Source organism: Roseateles saccharophilus (assembly GCF_031458095.1).
GTDB classification, from domain to species: Bacteria; Pseudomonadota; Gammaproteobacteria; order Burkholderiales; family Burkholderiaceae_C; genus Pelomonas; species Pelomonas saccharophila_A.
The window spans coordinates 1768248-1793533 of sequence record NZ_JAVDXU010000001.1 but is presented as its reverse complement, the minus strand read 5'-3'; the positions used below and the strand labels follow the sequence as shown (position 1 = coordinate 1793533).

The window sequence follows — 25286 nt, the reverse complement described above, 5'->3', positions numbered from 1 at the left end:
GGCAGTCGTGGAACCGGCTTTGCCGGGCCACTGACTGCGCCCCCTTGAGGGGGCCGGCGTCAGCCGGTAGGGGGTGGGCTTGTCTAACCGGCGTAGCGTTTCGCGCGCAGGTTCTTCTTGATCTCCTGCAGCATGGGCCGCAGGTGCTGGCCGAGTTTCAGCGCCACGCCCGTCGTCAGGATGTCCACCGCGATCAGGTGCAGCAGCCGCGACACCATGGGGCTGTAGCGGTCGAAGTCCTCGGGGTGGTCCACCGCCAGCAGGATCTGGCTGGGCCCGAGCGCCAGTTGCGCCAGCGGCGAGGCGCTGGCCGTGATGATGATGATGGTCGCGCCCTTCTTGCGCGCGATCTCGGCCGCATCCAGCAGATCGCGGCTGCGGCCCGAGTTGCTGATGATGACGGCGCAGTCGCCCGGCTGCAGCATGGTGGCGCTCATCAACTGCACATGGCCGTCGCTGGTGGCGACGGTGTTGACGCCGAGGCGGAAGAACTTGTGCTGGGCGTCCTGGGCCACGATGCCGGAATTGCCGACGCCATAGAACTCGATGCGCTTGTTGTGGCGGGCCGAATCGGCCAGCGCCTCGATGGCGCGCTCGAAGGCGTGGCTGGCTGCGTCGTTGCGGTAGTGCAGCAGGGCGGCGACGGCGTTGTCGACGACCTTGACGATGATGTCGGCGGGCTTGTCGTCCTCGTCCACCGCCCGGTGCACGAAGGGCACGCCTTCGTTGACGCTGCCGGCCAGCTTGAGCTTGAAGTCGGCCAGGCCGTCATAGCCGACGCTGCGGCAGAAACGCACCACCGTCGGCTTGGACACATGTGAGCGATCGGCCAGCTCGCTGACGGGCAGGCTGGCGAAGCTGCGCGCGTCGGCCAGCAGCAGCTTGGCGACCCGCTGTTCTGCCGGAGGGAGGGCGGGCAGGGCCGCCTTGACGCGCTCGAGAATGCTCATTGTTCTTCAGCCCAGGAGAAGCCGTCCCGCGCCACCAGGGCGCTCGCGGCAGCCGGGCCCCAGGAGCCGGCGGAATAGGGGCGGGGACCGCTGGCGTCCGCCGTCCAGGCATTCAGGATGGGTTCTACCCAGCGCCAGGCCTGTTCCTGCTCGTCACTGCGCACGAAGAGGTTGAGGCGGCCGGCAATCGCGTCCAGCAGCAGGCGCTCGTAGGCGCCGACGCGCTGGGTCGCGAAAGCCTTGTCGAAGTCCAGGTCCAGCGACACCGGCGTCAGCTGCTCGCCCTGGCCCGTGCCCTTCTGGGCCAGCAGTTGCAGCTCCAGGCCGTCCTCGGGCTGCAGCTTGATGACGAGGCGGTTGGGCTGACCGCCGCCGGCGAAGATCTTGTGCGGCACGGGGCGGAAGTTGACGACGATCTGCGCGTCCCGCTCGGCCAGGCGCTTGCCGGTGCGCAGGTAGAAGGGCACGCCGGCCCAGCGCCAGTTGTTGATCTCGGTGCGCAGGGCGACGAAGGTCTCGCATTGGCTTTCGGGCGGTACCTTGACCTCCTCGAGATAGCCCGGCACGGCCTTGCCCTCGATGCTGCCGGCGCGGTACTGGCCGCGCACGACATCGCGCGCCACGCTTTCGGCCGTGAAGGGCTTGAGCGAGCGCAGCACCTTGAGCTTCTCGTCGCGGATGGCATCGGCGTCGTTGCTGGACGGCGGCTCCATCGCGATCATGGTCAGCAGCTGCAGCGCGTGGTTCTGGATCATGTCGCGCAGCGCGCCGGTGCCGTCGTAGAAGGCGCCGCGCGTGCCCACGCCCAGGCGCTCGGCCAGCGTGATCTGGATGTTGGCGATGCTTTCGCGGCGCCACAGCGGTTCGAACAGGGCATTGCCAAAGCGCAGGGCCATCAGGTTCTGCACCGAGGGCTTGCCGAGGTAGTGGTCGATGCGGAAGGCCTGGCTTTCGGCGAAGACGCCGCGCACCGCGCGGTTGATCTCCTGGGCGCTGGCCAGGTCGTGGCCCAGCGGCTTCTCCAGCACCACGCGCACCTTGCCGTGGTTCAGCCCGACGGCGCCGAGCTGCTGGCAGATGCCGGTGAACAGATGCGGGCTGGTGGCCAGGTACAGCACCACGGTGTCGGCGTTGCGCGCATCCAGCCAGTCCTTCAGCCCCTGGTAATGCTCGGGCTGGGACAGGTCCATGCGGCGGTAGTGGATCAGCGAACCGAACTTCTCGAATTCTTCGTCCGTCGGGCGCTTGGCGCCGTCCACTTCGCGGAAGCGCTCCTTCAGCCATTCGCGGTAGCGCTCATCGGTTTGGTCGTCACGCGCGACGGCGAGAATGCGACCGCCTTCGGGCAATTTGCCGTGCCGGAAGGCCTGGAACAGCGCGGGCATCAGCTTGCGCCATGTCAGGTCGCCGGTACCGCCAAAGAACACGAGATCGAAAGACATCTGCGGGGTCTCCAGGCCAGCGCTTCACTGGAGGCGCTAACCGTTGTGTAACTAAGTTTCGTGAAATACTATGCAGCAGTTTCTTCGCCGGGTCAATCCGGCATGCCAGTCATGAACCAGCTCGACCAACTCAAGGCCTTCACCACCGTCGTTGCCGACACCGGCAACTTCCTGCAGCTCGCCCAGTTCGCCCCGCGCGACGCGACGACCAATCCTTCGCTGATCCTGAAGGCCGTGCAGTCGCCCGATTACGCGCCGCTGCTGAAGGAAACCGTCCAGGCGCATCGCGGCAAACCGCTGGACGAGATCGTCGACCACGTCCTCGTGCGCTTCGGCCTGGAGATCCTCAAGGTCGTGCCGGGCCGCGTGTCCACCGAAGTCGATGCCCGCCTGAGCTTCGACAAGGCCGCATCGCTGGCGCGTGCGCGCCGCCTCATCGGCCTGTACGAGGCCGCCGGCATTGGCCGCGACCGCGTGCTGATCAAGCTGGCCTCGACATGGGAAGGCATCCAGGCCGCCGCCGAACTGGAGCGCGAAGGCATCCACTGCAATCTGACGCTGTTGTTCGCCTTCGCCCAGGCCGTGGCCTGCGGCGAGGCCAAGGTGCAGTTGATCTCGCCCTTCGTCGGTCGCATCTACGACTGGTACAAGAAGTCGGCAGGTGCCGCGTGGGACGAGGCCGCAATGGCTGGCGTGAACGACCCGGGCGTGAAGTCGGTGAGCCAGATCTACGCCTACTTCAAGCAGCATGGCATCAAGACCGAGGTCATGGGCGCGAGCTTCCGCAACATCGGCCAGATCCAGGCGCTGGCCGGCTGCGACCTGCTGACCATCAGCCCCGACCTGCTCGCGCAACTGCAGGCCTCGCAGGCCAAGCTGGAGCGCGCGCTCGACCCGGCGAAATCGGCCGCCATGCCCGCCATCCATCTCGACGAGGCCGCTTTCCGCTTCGCGCTGAACGAGGACGCAATGGCGACCGAGAAGCTGGCCGAAGGCATCCGCCTGTTCGCCGTCGACGCCGGCAAGCTCGACAAGCTCATCGAGGCCGCCTGACATGACGACCCGCTGCGACCTCTCTCCCGTCTGGGCCGAACTGCAAGCCCATTACGCCGCGAGCGGTCGCGGCTTCGACATCCGTGACGCCTTCAAGTCCGACGCAGGCCGCTTCGGCACGCTGTCGTTCGAGGCGCCCGAGGTGTTTGCCGACCTGTCCAAGAACCGCATCGATGCGCCCACGCTGGCGCTGCTGCTGGACCTGGCCCGCGACTGCGCCCTGGAGGTGCGGCGCGATGCGTTGTTGCGCGGCGAGCCGGTCAACCACACCGAGGGTCGCGCGGTGCTGCACACGGCGCTGCGCGCGCCGGCCGGCAGCAACGCCCCCTTCAACGCCGAAGTCCAGGCTTCGCTGGACACCATGCTGGCCTTTGCCGAAAGCGTGCGGCACGGCGATCGCGGCGAGATCACCGACGTCGTGCACATCGGCATCGGCGGCAGCGACCTCGGCCCGGCCATGGTGGTGCAGGCCCTGCAGGCCTTTGGCCGCCGTGACCTGAAGCTGCATTTCGTCTCCAACGTCGATGGCCACGATCTGGCGCCGGTGCTGGCCGGCCTGGATGCCAAGCACACGCTGTTCGTCATTGCGTCCAAGACGTTCACGACCCAGGAAACCCTGGCCAACGCCCAAGCCGCCAAGGCCTGGTTCTTAGCGGCTGGCGGCACGGATGTGGCACGCCATTTCGTCGCGACCAGCAGCAATACCGCCGCTGCCGCCGCTTTCGGCATCGACACCGCCTTCGGCTTTTGGGACTGGGTCGGGGGCCGCTACTCGCTGTGGTCGGTCATCGGCCTGCCCATTGCCATCGCTGTAGGCGCCGCCAACTTCCGCGAGATGCTGGCCGGGGCGCATGCGATGGACCAGCACTTCGCCACCGCGCCGCTGGAGGGCAATCTGCCGGTGCTGCTGGGCCTGGTCGACATCTGGTACCGCAACTTCCACGGCTTCGCGAGCCGCAGCGTCGCGCCCTATCACCAGGGCCTGCGCCGCCTGCCGGCCTATCTGCAGCAGCTGGAGATGGAGAGCAATGGCAAGGGCGTCGACCTGGACGGCAACGCGCTGGCGCTGGGCACGTCGCCGGTGGTGTGGGGCGAGGCCGGCACCAATGGCCAGCACGCCTACTTCCAGATGCTGCACCAGGGCACCGACGTCATCCCGGTCGAGTTCATCGCCGTGAAGCGGCCCAACCATGGTGAAGGCGTCGAAAAGGCGGGCGAGCTGACCGACAAGCTCGTCGAGCAGCACCGCAAGCTGCTGGCCAACTGCCTGGCGCAGAGCCAGGCCCTGATGCAGGGCAAGACGGCGGCCGAGGCGCTGGCCGAGAAGGCGCCGACGGCTTCGGCCACGCTGGACCGCGAAGTGCTGGCTCGCCATCGCAGCTTCCCGGGCAACCGCCCCAGCACGACCCTGGTGCTGGAGGCGCTGACGCCGCGCTCCCTTGGCGCCCTGATCGCTCTGTACGAACACCGTGTCTTCGTCACCGGCGCCCTGTGGGGCATCAACAGCTTCGACCAATGGGGCGTGGAGCTGGGCAAGGCCCTGTGCAACCAGCTGCTGCCGCGCCTGGATTCGGGCGACACGGCGGGCCTGGACGGCTCAACAGCTGGCCTGCTGAAGCGGCTGGTGGACGCATGAGGATCGTCTTCGACTTCGGCGGCGTCGTGTTCCGCTGGCATCCGGCCAGCTTCCTCGCGCGCCTGTGGCCGCATCGCATCGAGACGCTGGAGCAGGGCGCGGCCGCGGCGGCGACCTTCTTCCAGAACTACGGCGGCGACTGGGGCCTGTTCGACCAGGGGCTGATCAGCGCCGATGAAGTGGTGCGCCGCATCGCCGCGCGCACCGGCTGGTCGCGCGGTGATGTGGCGGCCGTCGTGCGCGCCGTGCCGGACGAGCTGATGCTGATCCCCGCCACCGCGGTGCTGATCCGCGACCTGCGCGCGGCCGGCCACACCCTGCACTTCCTGTCCAACATGCCCGAGCCCTATGCGGCCCATCTGGCCAAGGCGCATCCGCTGGGCGAGTGGTTCGAGTCGGGCGTGTTCTCCAGCCATGTGAAGCAGATCAAGCCCAGCGCGGAGATGTTCGCCATCGCCGAACGGCGCTTTGGCGTGCCGCCTCAGGAACTGCTGTTCCTGGACGACCATCCGGCCAATGTCGACGCGGCGCTGTCCCGCGACTGGCAGGCTTTCCTGTTCACGGACACCGCGAGCGCGCGGCGTGAGCTGGTGTCGCGGCGCCTGCTGAGCGCCTAGTGCATCAGCGGCTCGCCGTTCGGCCCGAATTCATCGGGATCCTGGGGCGGCGTCGCCGGCACGCGGAAGGATTCGCTGGCCCAGGCGCCGAGGTCGATCTGCCGGCAGCGTTCGCCGCAGAAGGGCCGCCACTTGTTGCTGGGCGCGAACACGCTGTCGCCGCCGCATTGCGGGCAACGAACGATGCGTTCCTTGGGCTTGCTCGGGGTCGTCATGCGCAAAGGGTCAGCTCGAAACCGGTGTCTTCCTGGGCCAGCTTGAGCCGGCCCTCTTCGTCCTGGCGCATCAGGCGGATGGACACCATCAGGCGGTGGCCGGAGATCTCGGGGATCAGCCCCAGGCTGGGGTCGATGCGCATGCGCAGCAGCTGGTAGACGCGGCCGGCCGGCAGACTCTGCTGGAACTGGCCTGCCGTGGCGGCCACCTTGTGCGGCGCACCCGAATCACGCAGCATGCCGAGCAGCACCTGCAGGGCCTCGGCCAGCGGCATCAGCGTCTGGGCCCAGGTCATCAGGTCCTTGCGGCGGCGCACCGGCAACAGCTGCTGCCAGTTGTAGTAGGCCGGCAGGTCGAATTCGCAGGTGCCGCCGGGAATGCTGATGCGGCTGCGTATGCTCATCAGCCACTCGTTGCCGGTCAGGGCCGCACCCGCCTTGCCGGCCAACGCATTCAGCCGGCCGAAGGCGCCATCGATGCGGGCGACCACCTCATCCAGGCGCGCCTCGTCGACGCCGGGGCTGCCACGGTAGGCCACGAACTGCGCCTTGTGCTTCTCGAGCTCCTTGAGCAGATCGCTCTTGAGGTCGGCGCGGGAGGCGACGTCCATGATCTCGAACAGCGTGACCAGGGCGAAATGGTGGTCCAGCGCGGTTTCGCGCGACATCAGCGACCCGAGGCGGTCGAACAGATGTTCGAGGCGAAGCATCGTGCGGATGCTTTCGTTGAACGGGTACTCGTACAGGACCAAAGGGGCCTCGGGATGGACTGCAATCAGGGCCGGGCGATTGTTTCACAGCCCCAGCGTCCGGCCAGGTCGAGAACCTCGTTTCTGAGCGCAACAAGAGGCAGGCCGTCGTTCAGCAGCACCACATCGGCGGCGGCGCGGCGCGCCTCGCGTGTCGTTTGCGCGGCCAGGGCCCCGGCAACACGTTCCCGGGTCCAGCCTGGACGCTGCAGCACGCGCTCGATCTGGGTCTCGGTCGAGCAATCGACCACCAGCACGCGCGCCAGTCGCGGGCGCCAGCGGCCGGATTCGACGAGCAGGGGCACGTCGAAGACAACGAGTGGGGCCGTGGCCGCATCGGCCTGGGCCAGGGCTTCAGCGGTGATCAGTGGATGCAGGATGGCCTCGAGCCGGCGCTTGGCCGCCGGATCCGAGAAGGCGAGGGCGCGCATGCGATCGCGGTCCAGGGCGCCGTCAGGGCTGACAAAGTCAGCGCCAAACTGCGCGGCGATGGCGGGCATGGCCGCACCGCCCGGCCCTGTCAGGCCACGGGAGATCGCATCCGTATCGACGATGGCCGCGCCGGCCTCACGCAGAAAGCCGGCGACCGTGCTCTTGCCGCTGCCGATGCCGCCGGTCAGGCCCACCCTCATCGCGGCGTCAGGTCCAGCCCAGCCACCCCAGCACCGTGGCCTGGCCGGCAAACAGCACGACGAGGCCGCCACCGGCCAGGAAGGGGCCGAAGGGCACGTAGCGGCCTTCGCGCAGGCCGGCGTTCATCTTCATGATGATGCCGATGACCGCGCCAATCGCAGAAGCGCCCAGCACGATGGGCAGGATCATCTGCCAGCCCAGCCAGGCGCCCAGGGCCGCCAGCAGCTTGAAGTCGCCATAGCCCATGCCCTCCTTCTTGGTGAGGAGCTTGAACACCCAGTAGACCGACCACAGCGACAGATAGCCGGCCAGCGCGCCGATGAGCGCCTTGTCCAGCGGGATGGTCCAGCCCATCAGCGCGGCGGCGAGGCCGGCCCAGAGCAGGGGCTGGTTGATGGCGTCGGGCAGCAGTGTGGTGTCCCAGTCGATCATCGCCAGCGCGATCAAGGCGGCGACGAAACCACACCACAGCAGCGTTGTCGGCTGAGCGCCGAAGCGCCAGGACAGGGCGGCGAAGGCGGCGCCGGTGACGACTTCGATGAGGGGGTAGCGCTTGGAGATCGGAGCCTTGCAGGACGCGCACTTGCCGCCCAGGCGCAGCCAGCCGATGACGGGCAGGTTCTCGTGCCAGCGCAGCTGGTGGCCGCAGTGCGGGCAGCGTGAGCGCGGTGCGGCGATGGTGAAGGGCGGCAGGGCCTCGATCTGGGTACCGTAGGCGTCGACGGCCTTGGCCAGCTTCTCGGCCTCGGGCAGGGGCACGCCGGCGACGCGCGCCATGGCGGGCGCGTCGGTCAGCTGGGCGGCCGACTCATGCAGCCATTGCCGCTCCAGCATCAGCGGCAGGCGGTAGATGACGACGTTGAGAAAGCTGCCGATGCACAGGCCGAAGATGCCGAGGACCCAGGGTGAGAGCAGCAGGCCGTAGTCCACCGCCATCAGACCACCTGGCCGAGCTTGAAGATCGGCAGGTACATCGACACCACGATGCCACCGATCAGGCCGCCCAGGATGACGATGATGAAAGGCTCCATCAGGCTGGACAGGGCCTTGACGGCTTCGTCGACCTCGTCCTCGTAGAACTCGGCGGCCTTGGCCAGCATGTGATCCAGGGAGCCGGATTCCTCGCCGATGGAAGCCATCTGCAGCACCATGGTCGGGAAGATGCCCGTTGTCTGCATCGACGTCGTCAGGGCCGCGCCGGTGGAGACGTCGCGCTGGATCTGCTCGGTCGCCTCTTGGAAGACGGCATTGCCCGAGGCACCGCCAACGGAGTCCAGGGCCTCGACCAGCGGCACGCCGGCCGCGAACATCGTCGACAGCGTGCGGGTCCAGCGCGCGATCGCGGACTTGTACATGAGGTCGCCGAAGACGGGCACCTTCAGCAGCAGGCGGTCCATGCGCTTTTGCATCTTCTCGGAGCGTTTCCAGCTCTGGATGAAGAAATAGATGCCGCCGCCGATCGAGCCGAAGATCAGCCACCAGAACTTGACGAAGAACTCCGACATCGCGATGACCATCAGCGTGGGGGCCGGCAGGTCGGCGCCGAAGGACGTGAACACGTCCTTGAAGGCCGGCACGACGAAGATCATGATGACCGCGACGACGATGAAGGCGACCACCATGACGGCGATTGGATAGGTCAGGGCCGACTTGATCTTGTTCTTGATGGCGACCGTCTTTTCCTGGTAGACGGCCAGGCGGTCCAGCAGGGCTTCCAGGATGCCGCCCGCTTCACCCGCCTCGACGAGGTTGCAGTACAGGGCGTCGAAATACATCGGGTGCTTGCGGAAGGCCGCCGAGAGGCTGGTACCCGTTTCCACGTCCTGGCGGATGTCATTCAGCAGGCGTGTCAGGCGCGGGTTGGTGGCGCCACGGGCGACGATGTCGAAGGCCTGCAGCAGCGGCACGCCGGCGCGCATCATCGTCGCCAATTGACGCGTGAAGATGGCGATGTCCTTCTGCTTGATCGAGCTTCCGCCGCTGGAGCGGCGCTTCTTGACCTTGTTGACCAGGATGCCCTGACGGCGCAGCGTCGCGCTGACCATGGCCTCGCCGCCGGCGCGCAGTTCGCCCCTGACGATCTTGCCGTTGCGGTCCTTGCCCTCCCACTCAAAGACGAAGTCCTTGACGCCTTTTGCTGCAGCGGTGGCAGTGGCCATGCGCTCTCCTCGAGACTGATTATTCGTTGGTGGCCGACAGCACTTCTTCCAGCGTCGTCACGCCGATGCGCACCTTCACCAAGCCGGATTGGCGCAGGTCGCGCACGCCGTCCTTCTTGGCCTGCTCGGCGATGTCCATCGCCGTTCCCTCGGACAGGATGATGCGCTGGATGTCTTCCGTGATGGGCATCACTTGGTAAAGGCCGACGCGGCCACGGTAACCATTTGTGCAGTTGCTGCAGCCGACGGCCCGATACGGCTTCCAGCTGCCGTCGAAATCGTCCTCGACGAAGCCGGCCTTGAGCAGGGCTTCGCGCGGGTAGTCGGCCGGCGCCTTGCAGTTCTCGCACAGGCGGCGCACGAGGCGCTGGGCGGTGATGAGCAGCACGCTGGACGCGATATTGAACGGCGCCACGCCCATGTTGAGCAGACGGGTCAGCGTCTTGGGCGCATCGTTGGTGTGCAGCGTCGACATGACCATATGGCCCGTCTGCGCCGCCTTGATCGCGATGTCGGCCGTTTCCAGGTCGCGGATTTCGCCGACCATGATGATGTCGGGATCCTGGCGCAGGAATGATTTCAGCGCCGCCGCGAAGTTCAGTCCGGCCTTGTCGTTGACGTTGACCTGGTTGATGCCGGGCAGGTTGATTTCGGCCGGGTCCTCGACGGTCGCGATATTGACGCCGGGCTGGTTCAGGATGTTCAGGCAGGTGTAGAGCGACACCGTCTTGCCCGAGCCCGTCGGGCCGGTCACCAGCACCATGCCGTAGGGGCGATAGATGGCGGCGAGCAGGCGTTCCTTTTCGATCTTCTCGTAGCCCAGCGCTTCGATGCCGAGCTTGGCCGACGAGGAGTCCAGGATACGGATGACGATCTTCTCGCCGAACAGCGTGGGCAGGGTGCTGACGCGGAAGTCGATGGACTTCGCTCCGAACTTCAGCTTCATGCGCCCGTCCTGGGGCACGCGCTTCTCGGAGATGTCCAGGCGCGAGATCACCTTGATCCGCGAGGCCAGCTTGTCCTTGATGGCGATGGGCGGCTGCGTGATCTCGCGCAATTCCCCGTCGACGCGGAAGCGCACGCGGTAGTGGAACTCGTAGGGCTCGAAGTGCAGATCGGAGGCGCGCAGATTGATGGCATCGACCAACATCTTCTGCAGGAAGCGCACCACGGGCGCGTCCTCGACGTCGGCCAGCTCGGCGGCCTCCTGCTGGGGCGCTGCATCCTCTTCGGCGATGTCGAAGTCGAAGTCGCCGCCGGCGATGCTCTCCAGCGATTCCGTCGCACTGGCGCTGGCGCTGGCCAGCATCTTGGCCAGCTTGTCGTGCTCGACGATGACCCATTCCGGCTGCAACTGGGTCGCGAACTTGATGCGCTCGATGACCTCGAGGTCGGTCGGATCCGCACCGCCGACGAAAAGACGATTGCCGCGCCGCGACAGCGCGACGACCTGGTATTGCTGGGCCAGCTTGGCGTCGATGACGTTCTGCGGCATGCGCTGCGGGTCCATCGCGGACAGGTCCAGCAGCGGCAGGGCCAGGGCGCTCGACAGCGTGTGCGCCAAGTCGACCGGCGAGACCTGGCCGCTCGCGATCACGGCGTTGACGAAGCTGGTCTTCTTCTCACGGGCCTGCCTGACCAGGTCTTCGGCCGCCTTGGCCTGAAGCTTGCCGGCATGCACAAGCATGCGCGCAACCCCCGACAGGGAAGACTGGAGCGGCTCGGCGAGCGGAGTTTCCACAGACAGTTGCGTCGGCGACGGAAGGAGCGAAGTCCACCGATTGTGCCAGCCACAAAGCGGGCTCGAAGCAAACGATTTCCAGGGATAACGTCAGGATTTCAGGGTCGCCGATCGGCAATCTGGCCGGATTTTGCTCAACCCTCGTCCCGAGGGGAGCATCAGAAGACTGGTCGGGGTGAGAGGATTCGAACCTCCGGCCTCTACGTCCCGAACGTAGCGCTCTACCAGGCTAAGCTACACCCCGATGTTCTTCTGTTGCGCGCTGCTCTTACGAGTGACGCTCAACCGACTGAATTGCGAATTCTAGCAGAGATTCTGTCCACTTGTTGGGAGGCAGATGGCTGAGGCAGTCGGCTGCGTGCCGTGCTTCGGTGCGGGCCGCTTCGCGGGTTGATTCCAGGGCGCCGGTCGAGCGCACGATGGCAACGATCTCCTGCAGCTTTTCCTGCTCGCCTTCCTCGATGGCGTGACGCAGCAGGGCGCGCTGCTCGGGCGTCGCACGTTCCATGGCGATCAGCAGCGGCAGCGTCGTCTTGCCCTCGCGCAGATCGTCGCCGATGTTCTTGCCGAGTTCCTGGGCATCGCCCTCGTAGTCCAGTACGTCGTCGATGAGCTGGAAGGCCGTCCCCAGGGCGCGCCCGTAGGCGGCGCAGGCTTCTTCGACCTCGGGTGATGCATTGGCAAGTACCGCACCCAGGCGGGCACTGGCTTCGAAGAGCTTGGCGGTCTTGAACCGGATCACGCGCAGATAACTCTCCACCGTGATGTCCGGATCGTGCATGTTCATCAGCTGCAGGACCTCGCCCTCGGCGATGACGTTGGTGGCCTCGGCCAGCACCTCCAGCACGCGCATGCGGTCGACCGAGACCATCATCTGGAAGGCGCGCGAGTAGAGGAAGTCGCCCACCAGCACGCTGGCGGCATTGCCGAACAGGGCGTTGGCCGTCGGCTTGCCGCGGCGCAGCGACGACTCGTCGACGACGTCGTCGTGCAGCAGCGTCGCCGTGTGGATGAATTCGACGACGGCGGCCAGCTCGAAGCGCGCCGGCTTGTCGAAGCCCAGCGCGTTGGCAAACAGCAGCACGAGCTTGGGCCGCATGCGCTTGCCCCCGGCATGCACGATGTAGTGGGCGATCTGGTCGATCAGCGCGACGTCTGAGGAGAGGCGTTGGGCGATGACGGCATCGACCTGGGCCATTTCGGCGGCCAGCAGGGCGAGGACCTCGGCGACTTGGGATGGGGGCGAGGCAGTCTCGACGCGCACTCTGGACTCTCAGGCAAGGGATGGTCGATTATAGAAACGGTGTCCACCCCCTCCCAGGTACGCCGGGACGTGCAGTTGTCGCGGGGCTTGCGTGTCTGGTGGCGAGGGGTGTTTGCCTTCCGCCGGAGCCTCAGGGTATACTCGTGGGCTCTTTGCATTTCGTGCGCCTTGGTGTGAGCCATTGCGCATGGTGGCCGAGAGACCAAAACCGACAAAAAGGCCCGGCGAGGGCGGCGGCGCGAGCTTGAGGGCTGGCGTCAAGCTGCTGGAGCCGGGTGATTGCACCCCAAGGTGCGGAAGGATGAATATGTACGCGGTCATCAAAACCGGCGGCAAGCAATACAAGGTTGCTGCCGGCGAAAAGATCAAGGTCGAGTTGCTCGACGCGGAAGTTGGCGCCGAGGTCACCCTTGACCAGGTGCTGGCAGTTGGCAGCGGTGACGGCCTGACGGTCGGCGCTCCGCTGGTCGCCGGCGCTACGGTCAGCGCCAAGGTCGTCAGCCACGGCAAGCACGACAAGGTTCGCATCTTCAAGATGCGCCGTCGCAAGCACTACAAGAAGAGCCAGGGCCATCGCCAGAACTACACCGAGCTGGAAATCAGCGCGGTCAACGGCTGATCCCTCAGTTCTCTTCTTTTCGCTAATTTCTAGGAGCTACTCATGGCACAGAAAAAGGGCGGCGGTTCTACACGGAACGGCCGCGACTCCAAGCCCAAGATGCTGGGCGTCAAGGCTTACGGCGGCGAACTGATCTCCGCGGGCTCGATCATCGTCCGCCAGCGCGGCACGAAGTTCCACCCCGGCGTCAACGTCGGCATCGGCAAGGACCACACGCTGTTCGCGCTGGTCGATGGCCACGTGAGCTTCACCACCAAGGGCGCCAACAACCGTTCGACGGTTGTCGTGACCCCGCTGGCCGCCTAAGGTCGGCAAGGTTCGGGCGGCAACATCGCCCGAAAGCCTAAGCCCCGGCTCGCCGGGGCTTTGTCATTTCTGAAGTCTGCTGCGCCACACGACGGCACGCCGGACGCAACCCCAGCCATTACGATGGCTTTCCCGCCATGAAATTCGTTGACGAAGCCACCATCGATGTCGCCGCCGGTAACGGTGGCGCAGGCTGCGCGAGCTTTCGCCGCGAGAAGTTCATCCCCTTTGGCGGGCCCGACGGTGGCGATGGCGGCAAGGGCGGCAGCGTCTGGGCCGAAGCCGATCGCAACCTCAACACGCTGATCGACTACCGCTACGCGCGCCGCCACGAGGCGCGCAATGGCGAGGCAGGCCGCGGCTCTGACTGCTTCGGCGCCGCCGCCGACGACATCGTGCTGCGCATGCCGGTCGGCACCATCATCACCGACCTGGAAACCGAGTCCGTCATCGGCGAACTGCTCGAGCCGGGCCAGCGCATCCTGCTTTGCAAGGGCGGCGACGGCGGCTTCGGCAATCTGCATTTCAAGACCTCGACCAACCGCGCGCCGCGCCAGAAGACGCCGGGCTGGCCGGGCGAGATCAAGAAGGTCCGCCTGGAGCTGCGCGTGCTGGCGGACGTCGGCCTGCTGGGCCAGCCCAATGCCGGCAAGTCGACGCTGATCACGGCGATTTCGAACGCCAAGCCCAAGATCGCCGACTACCCGTTCACGACCCTGCATCCCAACCTGGGCGTCGTGCGCGTCGGCCCGGAGAAGAGCTTCGTTGTCGCCGACATCCCCGGCTTGATCGAGGGTGCCGCGGAAGGCGCCGGCCTGGGCCACCAGTTCCTGCGCCATCTGCAGCGCACCCGGCTGCTGCTGCATGTCGTCGACCTGGCGCCCTTCGACCCCGAGGTCGATCCCGTCAAGGAAGCCAAGGCCATCGTGGCCGAGCTGAAGAAGTACGACCCCGAGCTGCACGCCAAGCCGCGCTGGCTGGTGCTGAACAAGCTGGACATGGTGCCCGAGGAAGAGCGCGCCGCGCGCGTGAAGGACTTCGTCAAGCGCTACAAGTGGAAGGGCCCTGTCTTCGAGATCTCGGCCCTGACCCGCGAAGGCTGCCAGCCGCTGATCCACGCCATCTACGACCATGTCGCCGCCGAGCAGCGCGTGATCGAAGAGCGCGATATCCGTTTCGATTCCCCCGATCCTGCCGAATGAGTCTGCTGTCCAGCGCGCGTCGCATCGTTGTCAAAGTCGGTTCCAGCCTCGTCACCAACGAGGGCCGCGGCGTTGATGCCGAAGCGATTGCGAACTGGAGTCGCCAGCTGGCGGCGTTGGCGAGCGAAGGGCGCGAGCTGGTCATGGTCTCCAGCGGTGCCATCGCCGAGGGCATGAAGCGCCTCGGTTGGGCGACGCGCCCCAAAGAGCTGCACGAACTGCAGGCCGCGGCGGCCGTCGGCCAGATGGGCCTGGCCCAGATGTACGAGAGCCAGCTCAGCGCCCAAGGCATGGCCAGCGCCCAGGTGTTGCTGACCCACGCCGACCTGGCCGACCGCGAGCGCTATCTGAACGCCCGCTCGACGCTGCTGACGCTGCTGGCCCATCGCGTGCTGCCCGTCATCAACGAGAACGACACCGTCGTCAACGACGAGATCAAGTTCGGCGACAACGACACGCTGGGCGCCCTGGTCGCCAACCTCGTCGAAGCCGATGCCCTCGTCATCCTGACCGACCAGCGCGGCCTGTATTCGGCCGATCCGCGCAAGGATCCCAACGCCCGTTTCATCGACACAGCCCAGGCCGGCGACCCGGAACTGGAGCGCATGGCGGGCGGCGCCGGTTCCAGCATCGGCCGCGGCGGCATGATCACCAAGATCCTGGCGGCCAAGCGCGCCGCCGGCAGCGGCGCCGGCACGGTGATCGCGTGGGGGCGCGAGCCCGACGTGCTGCTGCGCTTGGCGCGCGGCGAATCCATCGGTACTGCACTGCTCGCGGCCACGCCCAAGCTAGCGGCGCGCAAGCAGTGGATGGTCGACCACCTGCAGCTGCGCGGCTCCGTCAAGGTCGATGCCGGCGCGGCCGTCAAGCTGCGCGACGAGGGCAAGAGCCTGCTGCCCATTGGTGTCGTGGAAGTGCAGGGCGGCTTCCATCGCGGTGACGTCATCGCCGTGCAGACGACCGAGGGTGTCGAACTGGCCCGCGGCCTGGCCAACTATTCAGCGTCGGAAGCGCGCTTGATCGCCCGCAAGCCGTCCTCGGAGTTCGAGGCTCTGCTGGGCTATGCCGCAGAGCCTGAACTGATTCACCGAGACAATCTCGTACTTCGCTAGGAGGAGCTTGGCGGCTCGCCGTCAGGCGGCGTCGCCGTCGCTTCCAGCGGCATCGGTCCGCTGTTGCGCTCCCGGTGCGCCGGCCGCATGCCGGCCCGCAGATAGCGGTTGTGATGGTTGATGCGCGGCAGATAGCGGGCGAGCTCCGTCAGCGCCATCTCGTAGACGCCGCGCTTGAACTCGATGACGGCCTCCAGCGGCACCCAGTACTCGTTCCAGCGCCAGGCGTCGAACTCGGGGTGGTCGGTGGCGCGCAGATTCATGTCGCAGTCACGGCCCACCATCTGCAGCAGGAACCAGATCTGTTTCTGGCCGCGATAGTGGCCGCGCGCATCGCGCCGGATGAAGTGCTCGGGCACCTCGTAGCGCAGCCAGTCGCGAGTCCTCGCGATGATGCGCACATGCTCTGGCGTGAGCCCCACCTCTTCGTGGAGCTCTCGGAACATCGCCTGCTCAGGCGTTTCACCGTGCTTGATGCCCCCTTGCGGGAACTGCCACGAGTGTGTCCGGATGCGCTTGCCCCAGAAAACCTCGTTGCGCTGGTTGAGCAGGATGATGCCGACGTTGGGGCGGAAGCCTTCACGGTCGAGCATAATCAACCTCAAATCTCTAGTTGGTTCGATTATTGCATCGGGCCGCGATTGCGACAGCGCCCTCGCTAACCCGAAGATTTGCCCCTGTTTTGCTGTGACTTCGGCCGGGTTTTCACCCGGCCTTCGCATTTAGTACCGCCCATGAAAGCCACCCAGTTCTTCGTCTCCACGCTGAAGGAAGCCCCCGCCGATGCCGAGGTCGTCAGCCACAAGCTGATGATGCGCGCCGGCATGATCAAGCGCCTGGGCGCGGGCATTTACAACTACATGCCGATGGGGCTTCGCGTCATCCGCAAGGTCGAGAAGATCATCCGCGAGGAGATGGACGCCGCCGGCGCCGTCGAATGCCTGATGCCCGTCATCCAACCCGCCGAGCTGTGGCAGGAGACCGGCCGCTTCGACAAGATGGGCCCCGAGCTGCTGCGCGTGAAAGACCGCCATGGCCGCGACTTCATCGTCCAGCCGACCAGCGAAGAGGTCATCACCGACATCGCCCGCCAGGAGTTGCGCTCCTACCGCCAGCTGCCGAAAAATTTCTATCACATCCAGACCAAGTTCCGCGACGAGCGCCGGCCCCGCTTCGGCCTGATGCGCGGTCGCGAGTTCACGATGAAGGATGCCTACTCCTTCGACCGTGACAAGGACGCCGCCGGCCGCAGCTACGACAATATGTACGCGGCCTACTGCAAGATCTTCGACCGCTTCGGCCTGCAGTACCGCGCCGTCGCGGCCGACACCGGCGCCATCGGCGGTGATCGCTCGCACGAGTTCCAGGTCATCGCCGAGACCGGCGAAGACGCCATCGTCTACTGCCCCACCAGCGACTACGCGGCCAACATCGAGCTGGCTGAAGGCGTGGCCCTGCTGCCCGCCCGCGGCGAGGCCCTGCAGGCCCAGGCCAAGACGCCCACGCCGGGCAAGTCCACCTGCGAGGAAGTCGCGCTGCTGCTGGGCCTGCCGCTGGCCCAGACCGTCAAATCGCTGGTGCTGGCCACTGACGAGCTCGACAAGGACGGCAATATCGTCAAGACCCAGGTCTGGCTGCTGCTGGTGCGTGGCGACCATGAGCTCAACGAAGTGAAGGCCGGCAAGGTCGAAGGCCTCAAGGGCGGGTTCCGCTTCGCCACGGTTGGCGAAATCGTCGACCATTTCGGCTGCAAGCCGGGCTACCTGGGGCCCATCGGCCTGAAGAAGCCCGTCAAGATCGTCGCCGATCGCACCGTCGCCGTCATGAGCGACTTCATCTGCGGCGCCAACGAGGTGGACTTCCACTTCACCGGCGTCAACTGGGGCCGCGACCTGCCCGAGCCCGACCTGGTGGCCGACATCCGCAACGTCGTCGCCGGCGATCCCTCGCCCGACGGCAAGGGCCTGCTGGCCATCCAGCGCGGCATCGAGGTTGGCCATGTCTTCTATCTCGGCACCAAGTACAGCAAGGCCATGAATGCGACCTTCCTGGACGAGAACGGCAAGCCGGCCCTGATGGAGATGGGCTGCTACGGCATCGGCGTGACCCGCATCCTGGGCGCCGCCATCGAGCAGAACCACGATGCCCGCGGCATCATCTGGCCGGACGCCATCGCGCCGTTCACGGTCGTGATCTGCCCCATCGGCGCGGACCGCAGCGCAGACGTGAAGGCCGCGGCCGACAAGCTCTACGAAGAGCTGAAGGCCTTGGGCGTGGATGTGCTGCTGGACGACCGCGGCGAGCGCCCCGGTGCGATGTTCGCGGACTGGGAGCTGATCGGCGTGCCCCACCGCGTCGTGCTGGGCGACCGTGGCCTGAAGGAAGGCCAGGTCGAATACCAGGGCCGCCGTGACGACGCCGCGACCAAGCTCGGCGTCAACGATGTGGTTGGCCACCTGAAGGGCCTGCTCAAGCTTTGAAGCGCCGGCTGCTGCTGTCCAGCCTGCTCGCCGCACCGCTGGCGGCGCGGGCGGGCGCTCAGGTCGAGGAGCCGCTGGCCGACTCGATGCGCTCGGCCTTGAGCGCCTCCATCGCACAAGCCGCGCCGCCGCGGCCGAGATTCGAGGCGCATCAGGTCGACGAACGCATGGCTTATCTGCGCTGGCTGGGCGAGATGAGCGAGCGGCTGAAGAAGCGCAAGACCGAGACGCAGATTCGCATCGAGTTCCTCGAGACGGTCTGGTACGAGGCCAAGCGTGCGGGCCTGGAGCCCAGCCTGGTGCTGGGCCTGGTGCAGGTCGAGAGCGGCTTTCGCAAATACGCCATCAGCATCGCCGGCGCGCGCGGCTATATGCAGGTCATGCCCTTCTGGACCAAGCTGATCGGCGATGGCGACGCGGCGCGGCTCTTTCACATGCAGAGCAATCTGCGTTTTGGCTGCGTCATCCTGCGCCACTACCTCGACCTGGAGAAGGGCGATCTGTATCTGGCCCTGGGGCGCTACAACGGCAGCCGCGGCAGGCCCGAGTACCCGAACGCCGTGTTCGCCGCACGCCGGCAATGGCTGCTGCCCGGCGAGAAGTGAAGGGCCGGTAAAGCCCTCAGGGTTGACCCGGCGTGGCTTGTGGCTGGCGCCTGTTGCCGCGTTAGGCTTTGCGGTTCCGTCCACAAGACAAGCCTTCCCATGCCCGCTGCCAAACGCTTCGCGCCTCTCCTGCTTTCCACCTTGCTCGCCACCGGCCTGGCCTGGGCTCAAGCGCCTTCCGACAACCCCCTGTTCTCGCCCAGCCCGCTGCCGCTGCAGTACCCGCAGTTCGACAAGGTCAGGGATGAGCACTTCGGCCCGGCTCTGGACAAGGGCATGGCCGATCAGTTGGCCGAGATCCAGGCCATCGCCGACAACCCTGCTGCGCCGACGTTCGACAACACCATCATCGCGATGGAGCGCAGCGGTCGTCTGCTGGGCCGCACCAGCACCCTGCTGTTCAGCCTGATCGGTGCCGACGCCAACCCGGCCCGCCAGCAGCTGCAGACCGACTACGCCGCCAAGCTCGCCGCCCATCGCGACGCCATCCAGCTCAATCCCAAGCTGTTCGCCCGCATCGAGGTCCTCTATGCGGCCCGCAACAAGGCGGCGCCGAACGCTGAAGCCAAGCGCCTCATCGAGCGCTATCGCCGCGACATGGTGCGCGCCGGCGCCCAGCTCAGCGACGAGCAGAAGACCCGCATGCGGGCCATCAACGCCGAGCTGGCGATGCTGGGCGCGCGCTTCAACAAGGCCGTACTGGCCGAGGTGAACGACTCGGCCATCGTCGTCGACAGCGCCGACGAGCTGGCAGGTCTCACGCCGGCCCAGATTTCCGCCGCGGCCGAGGCCGCCAAGAAAAAGGGCCTGGAAGGCAAATACCTGCTGACGCTGCTGAACACCACCATCCAGCCGCAGGAGACCGAGCTGCAGAACCGCGCCCTGCGCGAGCGCCTGCACCGCGCCTCGGTGGCACGCGGCAGCCGCGGCAATGCCAATGACACGACGGGCATCATCGCCCGCGTGATGGCGCTGCGCCAGGAACGCGCGGCGCTGCTGGGCTACGCGACGCCGGCCGCCTTTGTGCTGGAAGAGGAGACTGCAAAGACAGCGGACGCCGTCAACGCCATGCTGGGCAAGCTCGGTCCGGCTGCCGTCGCCTCGGCCAGGCAGGAAGCCGCCGAACTGCAGAAGCTCATCGACGCCGACCAGTCGGCCAAGCAGCAGACCAGCTTCGAGCTGCAGCCTTGGGACTGGAGCTACTACTCGGAGAAGCTGCGCGCGACCAAGTACGGCTTCGACGAGAGCCAGCTCAAGCCCTATCTGGAGCTGACCAGCGTGCTGGAGAAGGGCGTGTTCCATGCCGCCCACCAGCTCTATGGCATCAGCTTCAAGCGTCGCACCGACCTGCCGGTCTACCGCGACGATGTGCGCACCTACGACGTCTTCGACAAGGACGGCAAGCAGCTCGCCATCTTCATCGCCGACCTCTATGCCCGCCCGAGCAAGCGCGGCGGCGCCTGGATGAATGCCTATGTGGGCCAGAACCCGCTGGAGGGCACCCAGCCCGTCGTGGCCAACCACCTCAACATCCCCAAGCCGCCGGCCGGCGAGCCGACGCTGCTGACCTGGGACGAGGTCAACACGCTCTTCCACGAGTTCGGCCATGCCCTGCATGGCATGTTCAACAAGGGCCTGTACCCGAGCCTGTCGCGCGTGCCGCGCGACTTCGTCGAATACCCCTCGCAGGTCAACGAAGTCTGGGCCGACTGGCCCAGCGTGCTGGCCAACTACGCCAAGCACTACCAGACGGGCGCCCCCATGCCGCGCGAGTTGCTGGACAAGGTGGCGCGCGCCAAGCGCTTCAACCAGGGCTACACGACCCTGTCCTATCTGAGCGCGGCCATCGTCGACCAGCGCCTGCACCAGCTCAAGGCCGGTGAGGTGCCGGCGGCCGACGCCGTCATGGCCTTCGAGGCCAAGGTGCTGAAGGACGAAGGTCTCGACTTCGGCCCCGTGCCGCCGCGCTACCGTCTGCCCTACTTCAGCCACATCATGGGCGGCTATTCGGCCGGCTACTACGCCTACATCTGGAGCGAGGTGCTGGACGCCGACACCGTGGAATGGCTGAAGGCCCATGGCGGCCTCAAGCGCGCCAATGGCGACGCGCTGCGCGCCAAGCTGCTGTCGCGCGGCGGTTCGGAAGACGCGATGGTGCTGTTCCGCAACCTCGTCGGTCACGAGCCCGACATCAAGCCGCTGCTGGAGCGCCGCGGCCTGGTGGTGCAGAAGCCCTGAGTCTGCGGGCGGCCCGGGTTCGTCAGGCGTTGGTCGCCAGCGAGCCCGGGTAGGTCAGCGAGCTCGACGCCGCCGAGACCGAGAACACCACGCTGGTGGCGGCGGTCTGCTGCATCAGCGAGGTGTAGAGCGACATCACGCCGCCCGAGGTCTTGGCAAGCTTGGCAGCCTGCGAGATGGCGGCGCTCTGCTGGATGCTGGTCGACAGCTTCAGTGCGTCGCGCGCCTGGGTCGCGATGCGGTTGGCGAAGCCGGGTTGGCTGGTGTCGGCTTTCAGGAAGGCCTGGGTCGCGGCCTTGTCGGCGTCCGAGCCCTTGATGTCGACGCTGCCATCGCTCTTCACCGAGAACTCGATGGCGCCCGTGAGATGGACTCCGGCCTTGTCCATGGCGGCGCGCAGCTCGGTGGCCAGCTTCTTCTGGCTGGTGTCGAGGTTGTGGACGGCGGTCGACGTCTTTGCCGTGCCCGCAGCGCGCTGCATCGCAGCAGACGAGATCGTCGGCGTGCTGGACTTGCCGGCGGCGGCGTTGCTGGTTGCCGCGCTGTCCTGACCTTGCAGGCTCAGATAGCTGAGCAGAGAGCTGTTGAGGCCAGAAAGCATGGCGCACCCGTTGAGCCGGTAGATGCGGGCATCTTGCGGGAGCGGCGCCGGTGCAAACGGTCCAGCTGAGCGGGGAATGCCCCCCTGATCAGCGTTGACGGGCTACTACAGGCCCGTCCAGACCTTGGGTTGTGCCTGGCTCACACCAGCCAGTTCCAGCACCCGTTCTGCCGTCTCGTTGACCATCTCGGCTATGGTCTTGGGGTGATGGTAGAAGGCCGGCAACGGCGGGAAGCAGATGCCACCCATCTCCGTCACGGCGACCATATTGCGCAGATGCGCCAGGTTCAGCGGCGTCTCGCGCACCATCAGGATGAGGCGGCGGCGCTCCTTCAGTGTCACGTCGGCGGCGCGGGTCAGCAGGTTGTCGCCCAGGCCATGGGCGATGGCAGCGAGGGATTTCATCGAGCAGGGCGCCACGACCATGGCGGCCGTGGCGAAGCTGCCGCTGGCGATGCAGGCGCCGATGTCTCCCGGCGCATGGGCATGGTCCGCTTCGGCTTCCAGCATCGAGCGGTCCAGCCCCAGCTCGTGATGGGCATTCAGGATGCCGGCGGGCGTGGCGACAAGATGGGTTTCGACGCCCAGCTCGCGCGAACGGCGCAACAGGCGCAGCGCGTACGCCGCGCCGGTCGCGCCCGTCAGTCCGACGACGAGCCGCTGAGTCATCAAGCGGTGGCGAGGGCCTGCTGCAGCTCACCCGATTCGTACATCTCCATCATGATGTCCGAGCCGCCGACGAATTCACCGCCGATGTAGAGCTGGGGGATGGTGGGCCAGTTGGCGTAGTCCTTGATGCCCTGGCGCACTTCCTCATCCTCCAGCACGTTGAAGGTCTTCAGGTCGGTCACGCCGGCGGCCTTCAGGATCTGGATGGCGCGGCCGGAGAAGCCGCACATGGGGAACTGGGCCGTTCCCTTCATGAAGAGCACGACGCGGTTGGATTTGACCAGGTCGTCGATGCGTTGCTGAACGTCGCTCATTGCAGTTCTCGGAAAGGCAAAACCCCGATTATCCGAGACAGCGCGAGGGCCGGTCAGTAGCTGTAGGCCAGACCCAGTTGCAGCAGGGGCTTGAAGCGCAGATCGCGCATCGCGTCCTCGAAGCCCTGGGCGCTGCTGCGGCCCAGGCGCAGGCCGCCATAGGAGCCCGACATCAGGCCGAAGTCGGCACTGAAGGCCAGGCCGCCCCCCGTGACGCGGCCGGTGTAGCCGATGCCGACGTAGGAGAGGTTGGCGTTGTCCGAATAGCCGTCCGGGCCGCTCAGCGACAGGCTGCGCCGGCCGGCGGCGACGGGGCCGCTGCCCAGGGCCAGGCCGCCGCTGCTTTGCGCCATCGACAGGGGGCCGAGCAGCAGGCCGCCGGTGGCGCGCAGGCCGCCGCTGACGCCCGTCATGCCCGACTTGGTGAGGTAGTAGTCGCCGAGCAGATTGGCGCTGAGGACGCGGGAGCCGCCGAGATGAGGCTGCTGGGCCTCGGTGCCGCCATCGACGCTGCTCAGCTGCAATCGTGCCTGCCAGCGCGGATTGGCATCGCTGTCAGCCGCCAGGGCGGACGCGGTGAAAAGGACAGAGAGGCTCAGTACTGCAGCGCTGGCGAGGCGGGCCATGATCGTCTCCTGCGCGGTGCATCGGCTGGCACCGGGATTTGATACTACGCCGGCCGCTCAGTTACGGGAATCAAGAACTGGCAGCAATACATCACACATTTCGGGGTGGTTTCAGCTGGTTGCACCCCAGCGGCCGCCGCTGGCCCGGGGCCGATCGGCCAGGTCGCGCCTCAGCGTCACCATGGTGAATCCGCGCGCGGCCAGCCAGGCGGCGACGGTTTCGGCCTGGTCCCAGCCATGCTCCATCAGCAGCCAGCCGCCGCCGTTGAGGTGTTGCGGTGCAACATCAATCAGCGTACGCAGGTCAGCCAGGCCGTCGCCGCCAGGCGTCAGGGCGGCGAGGGGCTCGTGGCGCAGGGCCGGCAGATGCGGGTCGTCGCCGGCGATATAGGGCGGGTTGCTGACGACGAGGTCGAAGCCCTGGCCGGCCAGCGGCTCGAACCAGCTGCCGTGGCGCCAGTCGACGGCCAGGCCCAGGCGCTCGCCATTGGCGCGGGCGATGGCCAGGGCTTCGGCGCTGAAGTCGACGGCCGTGACCTGAGCGCGCGGGCAGGCCGCCTTGATGGCGAGCGCAATGGCGCCGCTGCCGGTGCCGAGGTCGACGACGCTGGGCTGGCCCGGCAGCTCGGCGAGCCGTTCCAGCGCCCAGTCGACCAGGGTCTCGGTGTCCGGCCGGGGGATCAGCGTGGCCGGAGTGACCTGCAGCTTCAGGCCGTGGAAGGGCTGCCAGCCGGTCAGATGAGCCAGGGGTTCGCCCGCGGCCAGGCGGCGCAAGGAGGGTTCCGCGTCCACGGGCGCGTCACCATGGGTGATCAGCCAGGCGCGACCCTGGCCGGTCAGGTGACCGAGCAGCGTCTGCGCATCGCCGCGCTCGACGCCGAGCTGGCGGGCGAGGGCAAGCGCCTCGTCGACGGTCATGCGCGGCCTGCTTCCAATTCGGCCAGCTGCTCGGCAGCCTGTGCGGCCAGCAGGCCCTGGATGATGTCGTCGAGGTCGCCGTCCATGATCTGCCCGAGCTTGTAGAGGGTCAGATTGATGCGGTGGTCGGTGAGCCGGCCCTGCGGGAAGTTGTAGGTGCGGATGCGGTCGCTGCGGTCGCCGCTGCCGATCAGGCCCTTGCGGGTGGCGGCCTCCTTGGCGGCGCGCTCGCTGCGCTCCTTCTCCTGGATGCGTGCCTGCAGCACCTGCAGCGCTTTGGCCTTGTTGCTGTGCTGGCTGCGGCCATCCTGGCATTCGGCCACGATGCCCGTGGGCAGGTGGACGACGCGCACGGCGGAATCGGTCTTGTTGATGTGCTGGCCGCCGGCGCCGCTGGCGCGGAAGGTGTCGATGCGCAGGTCGGCCGGGTTCAGCGTGATGGCCTCGGCCTCGTCGGGCTCGGGCATCACGGCGACCGTGCAGGCGCTGGTGTGGATGCGGCCCTGGGTCTCGGTCGCCGGCACGCGCTGCACGCGATGGCCGCCGCTCTCGAACTTCAGCCGGCCATAGACGCCATCGCCTTCGATGCGCACGACCAGCTCCTTGTAGCCACCCAGGTCCGACACGTTCTCGGACAGGATCTCGGTGCGCCAGCCCTGGCCTTCCGCGAAGCGTAGATACATGCGCGCCAGGTCGCCGGCGAACAGGGCCGATTCGTCACCTCCCGTGCCGGCGCGGATCTCCAGGAAGGCGTTGCGCTCGTCGTCGGGGTCCTTGGGGATCAGCGCGAGCTGCAGTTCCTGGTCCAGCGCGACGAGGGCGGCTTCGTTGGCAGTGACCTCTTCGCGGGCCATCTCGGCCATCTCGGGGTCATCCAGCATCTCGCGCGCGGCGGCCAGGTCGGCCTCATGCATCTGATAGCGGCGGTAGCGCTCGACCAGGCCGGACACCTCGGCCTGCTCCTTGGTCAGGGCGCGGTAGCGCTTCATGTCGGCGGCGATGCCGCCGTCGGCGAGGAGGGCGTCCAGCTCGGCGAGGCGGAAACCGAGGCGTTCGAACTGCTGGCGCAGGGAGTCTTTCATGGCGGGAAACGAGTGGCAGTCAGGGGCGGCGCGCAGCGCCGGGCGGCGGCAGAGA

General features: G+C 66.9%; 26 protein-coding genes and 1 tRNA gene. 10 read left to right on the top strand and 17 right to left on the bottom strand.

Features of this window, described 5'->3' with window-relative positions; genetic code table 11:
* Window positions 1-83 precede the first annotated feature (83 nt).
* Together J2X20_RS08285 and zwf are read right to left on the bottom strand one after the other, a co-directional pair.
* The gene (locus tag J2X20_RS08285; protein ID WP_310265134.1) at window positions 84-944 is read right to left on the bottom strand and encodes a MurR/RpiR family transcriptional regulator; all 861 of its coding nucleotides are present in this window, start codon (window positions 942-944) and stop codon (window positions 84-86) included.
* 2 nt (window positions 945-946) lie between these two features.
* Entirely contained in the window at window positions 947-2392 is a 1446-nt protein-coding gene (gene zwf / locus J2X20_RS08280; RefSeq protein WP_310263272.1) for a glucose-6-phosphate dehydrogenase, read from the bottom strand.
* A 111-nt stretch (window positions 2393-2503) separates the two neighbouring features.
* Here zwf and tal point away from each other — a divergent pair, with 111 nt between their 5' ends.
* The 3 genes from tal to J2X20_RS08265 are packed head-to-tail and all read left to right on the top strand — an operon-like array spanning window position 2504 to window position 5698.
* Window positions 2504-3445: a transaldolase gene (gene tal / locus J2X20_RS08275; protein ID WP_310263270.1), complete on the top strand. Its 942-nt coding sequence runs from the start codon at window positions 2504-2506 to the stop codon at window positions 3443-3445.
* Between the two features lies 1 nt (window position 3446).
* The gene (pgi, locus tag J2X20_RS08270) at window positions 3447-5081 is read left to right on the top strand and encodes a glucose-6-phosphate isomerase (RefSeq protein WP_310263268.1); all 1635 of its coding nucleotides are present in this window, start codon (window positions 3447-3449) and stop codon (window positions 5079-5081) included.
* Window positions 5078-5698, top strand: a complete 621-nt coding sequence (locus J2X20_RS08265) for an HAD family hydrolase (protein ID WP_310263267.1) — start codon at window positions 5078-5080, stop codon at window positions 5696-5698. The genes pgi and J2X20_RS08265 overlap by 4 nt, the downstream gene beginning before the upstream one ends.
* On the opposite strand, the gene J2X20_RS08260 is transcribed toward J2X20_RS08265, so the two are convergent.
* The 8 genes from J2X20_RS08260 to ispB form a co-directional block, all read right to left on the bottom strand.
* Window positions 5695-5913 carry a DNA gyrase inhibitor YacG gene (locus tag J2X20_RS08260; RefSeq protein WP_310263265.1) on the bottom strand — a complete coding sequence of 73 codons (219 nt, stop codon included), beginning with the start codon at window positions 5911-5913 and terminating at the stop codon, window positions 5695-5697. The genes J2X20_RS08265 and J2X20_RS08260 overlap by 4 nt on opposite strands.
* Complete coding sequence (gene zapD / locus J2X20_RS08255; RefSeq protein WP_310263264.1) at window positions 5910-6665, bottom strand: cell division protein ZapD; 756 nt, start codon at window positions 6663-6665, stop codon at window positions 5910-5912. The genes J2X20_RS08260 and zapD overlap by 4 nt, the downstream gene beginning before the upstream one ends.
* A 23-nt stretch (window positions 6666-6688) precedes the next feature.
* Complete coding sequence (gene coaE / locus J2X20_RS08250) at window positions 6689-7294, bottom strand: dephospho-CoA kinase (protein WP_310263263.1); 606 nt, start codon at window positions 7292-7294, stop codon at window positions 6689-6691.
* Between the two features lie 7 nt (window positions 7295-7301).
* A complete protein-coding gene (locus J2X20_RS08245) occupies window positions 7302-8231 on the bottom strand; it encodes a prepilin peptidase (RefSeq protein ID WP_310263261.1) in 930 nt (309 codons plus the stop codon).
* Window positions 8231-9454 (bottom strand): type II secretion system F family protein, encoded by a 1224-nt coding sequence (locus J2X20_RS08240; protein WP_310263260.1) that lies wholly within the window; start codon window positions 9452-9454, stop codon window positions 8231-8233. Before J2X20_RS08240 ends, J2X20_RS08245 begins: the two co-directional genes overlap by 1 nt.
* Before the next feature lie 19 nt (window positions 9455-9473).
* A complete protein-coding gene (gene pilB / locus J2X20_RS08235) occupies window positions 9474-11141 on the bottom strand; it encodes a type IV-A pilus assembly ATPase PilB (RefSeq protein WP_310263258.1) in 1668 nt (555 codons plus the stop codon).
* Window positions 11142-11362: 221 nt separating this feature from the next.
* Window positions 11363-11439 (bottom strand) — tRNA-Pro (locus J2X20_RS08230).
* Between the two features lie 24 nt (window positions 11440-11463).
* A complete protein-coding gene (gene ispB, locus J2X20_RS08225; RefSeq protein WP_310263256.1) occupies window positions 11464-12459 on the bottom strand; it encodes an octaprenyl diphosphate synthase in 996 nt (331 codons plus the stop codon).
* A gap of 307 nt (window positions 12460-12766) precedes the next feature.
* Here ispB and rplU point away from each other — a divergent pair, with 307 nt between their 5' ends.
* From rplU to proB, 4 genes are all read left to right on the top strand, one after another.
* Window positions 12767-13078, top strand: a complete 312-nt coding sequence (gene rplU, locus J2X20_RS08220) for a 50S ribosomal protein L21 (protein WP_025564359.1) — start codon at window positions 12767-12769, stop codon at window positions 13076-13078.
* Window positions 13079-13120: 42 nt separating this feature from the next.
* Window positions 13121-13384 (top strand): 50S ribosomal protein L27, encoded by a 264-nt coding sequence (gene rpmA, locus J2X20_RS08215; RefSeq protein ID WP_025564361.1) that lies wholly within the window; start codon window positions 13121-13123, stop codon window positions 13382-13384.
* Window positions 13385-13521: 137 nt separating this feature from the next.
* The gene (gene obgE, locus J2X20_RS08210) at window positions 13522-14586 is read left to right on the top strand and encodes a GTPase ObgE (RefSeq protein WP_310263255.1); all 1065 of its coding nucleotides are present in this window, start codon (window positions 13522-13524) and stop codon (window positions 14584-14586) included.
* Window positions 14583-15698: a glutamate 5-kinase gene (proB, locus tag J2X20_RS08205; RefSeq protein WP_310263251.1), complete on the top strand. Its 1116-nt coding sequence runs from the start codon at window positions 14583-14585 to the stop codon at window positions 15696-15698. The genes obgE and proB overlap by 4 nt, the downstream gene beginning before the upstream one ends.
* On the opposite strand, the gene J2X20_RS08200 is transcribed toward proB, so the two are convergent.
* On the bottom strand, window positions 15695-16291 hold the full coding sequence (locus J2X20_RS08200; protein WP_310263248.1) for an RNA pyrophosphohydrolase: 597 nt from the start codon (window positions 16289-16291) through the stop codon (window positions 15695-15697). The two genes, proB and J2X20_RS08200, sit on opposite strands and share 4 nt — an antisense overlap.
* A gap of 141 nt (window positions 16292-16432) precedes the next feature.
* Between J2X20_RS08200 and J2X20_RS08195 the strand changes: the two genes are divergently transcribed.
* The 3 genes from J2X20_RS08195 (at window position 16433) to J2X20_RS08185 (ending at window position 21021) form a co-directional block, all read left to right on the top strand.
* Window positions 16433-18178, top strand: a complete 1746-nt coding sequence (locus J2X20_RS08195) for a proline--tRNA ligase (RefSeq protein WP_310263246.1) — start codon at window positions 16433-16435, stop codon at window positions 18176-18178.
* On the top strand, window positions 18175-18783 hold the full coding sequence (locus J2X20_RS08190) for a lytic transglycosylase domain-containing protein (RefSeq protein WP_310263245.1): 609 nt from the start codon (window positions 18175-18177) through the stop codon (window positions 18781-18783). Before J2X20_RS08195 ends, J2X20_RS08190 begins: the two co-directional genes overlap by 4 nt.
* A gap of 99 nt (window positions 18784-18882) precedes the next feature.
* Window positions 18883-21021, top strand: coding sequence for a M3 family metallopeptidase (locus tag J2X20_RS08185; RefSeq protein ID WP_310263243.1), 2139 nt, complete (start codon window positions 18883-18885; stop codon window positions 21019-21021).
* Between the two features lie 22 nt (window positions 21022-21043).
* Here J2X20_RS08185 and J2X20_RS08180 read toward each other — a convergent pair whose 3' ends face one another.
* The 6 genes from J2X20_RS08180 to prfA form a co-directional block, all read right to left on the bottom strand.
* Entirely contained in the window at window positions 21044-21622 is a 579-nt protein-coding gene (locus J2X20_RS08180; RefSeq protein WP_310263241.1) for a hypothetical protein, read from the bottom strand.
* 105 nt (window positions 21623-21727) lie between these two features.
* Window positions 21728-22291 carry a UbiX family flavin prenyltransferase gene (locus J2X20_RS08175; protein WP_310263239.1) on the bottom strand — a complete coding sequence of 188 codons (564 nt, stop codon included), beginning with the start codon at window positions 22289-22291 and terminating at the stop codon, window positions 21728-21730.
* The gene (gene grxD / locus J2X20_RS08170) at window positions 22291-22605 is read right to left on the bottom strand and encodes a Grx4 family monothiol glutaredoxin (protein WP_310263237.1); all 315 of its coding nucleotides are present in this window, start codon (window positions 22603-22605) and stop codon (window positions 22291-22293) included. The genes J2X20_RS08175 and grxD overlap by 1 nt, the downstream gene beginning before the upstream one ends.
* A gap of 53 nt (window positions 22606-22658) precedes the next feature.
* Window positions 22659-23231: a hypothetical protein gene (locus tag J2X20_RS08165; protein ID WP_310263235.1), complete on the bottom strand. Its 573-nt coding sequence runs from the start codon at window positions 23229-23231 to the stop codon at window positions 22659-22661.
* 111 nt (window positions 23232-23342) lie between these two features.
* The gene (prmC, locus tag J2X20_RS08160; protein ID WP_310263234.1) at window positions 23343-24149 is read right to left on the bottom strand and encodes a peptide chain release factor N(5)-glutamine methyltransferase; all 807 of its coding nucleotides are present in this window, start codon (window positions 24147-24149) and stop codon (window positions 23343-23345) included.
* Window positions 24146-25231, bottom strand: coding sequence for a peptide chain release factor 1 (prfA, locus tag J2X20_RS08155; RefSeq protein WP_310263232.1), 1086 nt, complete (start codon window positions 25229-25231; stop codon window positions 24146-24148). Before prfA ends, prmC begins: the two co-directional genes overlap by 4 nt.
* Window positions 25232-25286 lie beyond the last annotated feature (55 nt).

Excerpts from the sequence above, each read along its gene's own strand:
- zwf (WP_310263272.1), bottom strand. The coding sequence starts at position 2,392 with ATGTCTTTCGATCTCGTGTTCTTTGGCGGTACCGGCGACCTGACATGG.
- tal (WP_310263270.1), top strand. The coding sequence starts at position 2,504 with ATGAACCAGCTCGACCAACTCAAGGCCTTCACCACCGTCGTTGCCGAC.
- pgi (WP_310263268.1), top strand. The coding sequence starts at position 3,447 with ATGACGACCCGCTGCGACCTCTCTCCCGTCTGGGCCGAACTGCAAGCC.
- J2X20_RS08265 (WP_310263267.1), top strand. The coding sequence starts at position 5,078 with ATGAGGATCGTCTTCGACTTCGGCGGCGTCGTGTTCCGCTGGCATCCG.
- J2X20_RS08260 (WP_310263265.1), bottom strand. The coding sequence starts at position 5,913 with ATGACGACCCCGAGCAAGCCCAAGGAACGCATCGTTCGTTGCCCGCAA.
- coaE (WP_310263263.1), bottom strand. The coding sequence starts at position 7,294 with ATGAGGGTGGGCCTGACCGGCGGCATCGGCAGCGGCAAGAGCACGGTC.
- J2X20_RS08245 (WP_310263261.1), bottom strand. The coding sequence starts at position 8,231 with ATGGCGGTGGACTACGGCCTGCTGCTCTCACCCTGGGTCCTCGGCATC.
- J2X20_RS08240 (WP_310263260.1), bottom strand. The coding sequence starts at position 9,454 with ATGGCCACTGCCACCGCTGCAGCAAAAGGCGTCAAGGACTTCGTCTTT.
- pilB (WP_310263258.1), bottom strand. The coding sequence starts at position 11,141 with ATGCTTGTGCATGCCGGCAAGCTTCAGGCCAAGGCGGCCGAAGACCTG.
- rplU (WP_025564359.1), top strand. The coding sequence starts at position 12,767 with ATGTACGCGGTCATCAAAACCGGCGGCAAGCAATACAAGGTTGCTGCC.
- rpmA (WP_025564361.1), top strand. The coding sequence starts at position 13,121 with ATGGCACAGAAAAAGGGCGGCGGTTCTACACGGAACGGCCGCGACTCC.
- obgE (WP_310263255.1), top strand. The coding sequence starts at position 13,522 with ATGAAATTCGTTGACGAAGCCACCATCGATGTCGCCGCCGGTAACGGT.
- proB (WP_310263251.1), top strand. The coding sequence starts at position 14,583 with ATGAGTCTGCTGTCCAGCGCGCGTCGCATCGTTGTCAAAGTCGGTTCC.
- J2X20_RS08200 (WP_310263248.1), bottom strand. The coding sequence starts at position 16,291 with ATGCTCGACCGTGAAGGCTTCCGCCCCAACGTCGGCATCATCCTGCTC.
- J2X20_RS08195 (WP_310263246.1), top strand. The coding sequence starts at position 16,433 with ATGAAAGCCACCCAGTTCTTCGTCTCCACGCTGAAGGAAGCCCCCGCC.
- J2X20_RS08185 (WP_310263243.1), top strand. The coding sequence starts at position 18,883 with ATGCCCGCTGCCAAACGCTTCGCGCCTCTCCTGCTTTCCACCTTGCTC.
- J2X20_RS08180 (WP_310263241.1), bottom strand. The coding sequence starts at position 21,622 with ATGCTTTCTGGCCTCAACAGCTCTCTGCTCAGCTATCTGAGCCTGCAA.
- J2X20_RS08175 (WP_310263239.1), bottom strand. The coding sequence starts at position 22,291 with ATGACTCAGCGGCTCGTCGTCGGACTGACGGGCGCGACCGGCGCGGCG.
- grxD (WP_310263237.1), bottom strand. The coding sequence starts at position 22,605 with ATGAGCGACGTTCAGCAACGCATCGACGACCTGGTCAAATCCAACCGC.
- J2X20_RS08165 (WP_310263235.1), bottom strand. The coding sequence starts at position 23,231 with ATGGCCCGCCTCGCCAGCGCTGCAGTACTGAGCCTCTCTGTCCTTTTC.
- prmC (WP_310263234.1), bottom strand. The coding sequence starts at position 24,149 with ATGACCGTCGACGAGGCGCTTGCCCTCGCCCGCCAGCTCGGCGTCGAG.
- prfA (WP_310263232.1), bottom strand. The coding sequence starts at position 25,231 with ATGAAAGACTCCCTGCGCCAGCAGTTCGAACGCCTCGGTTTCCGCCTC.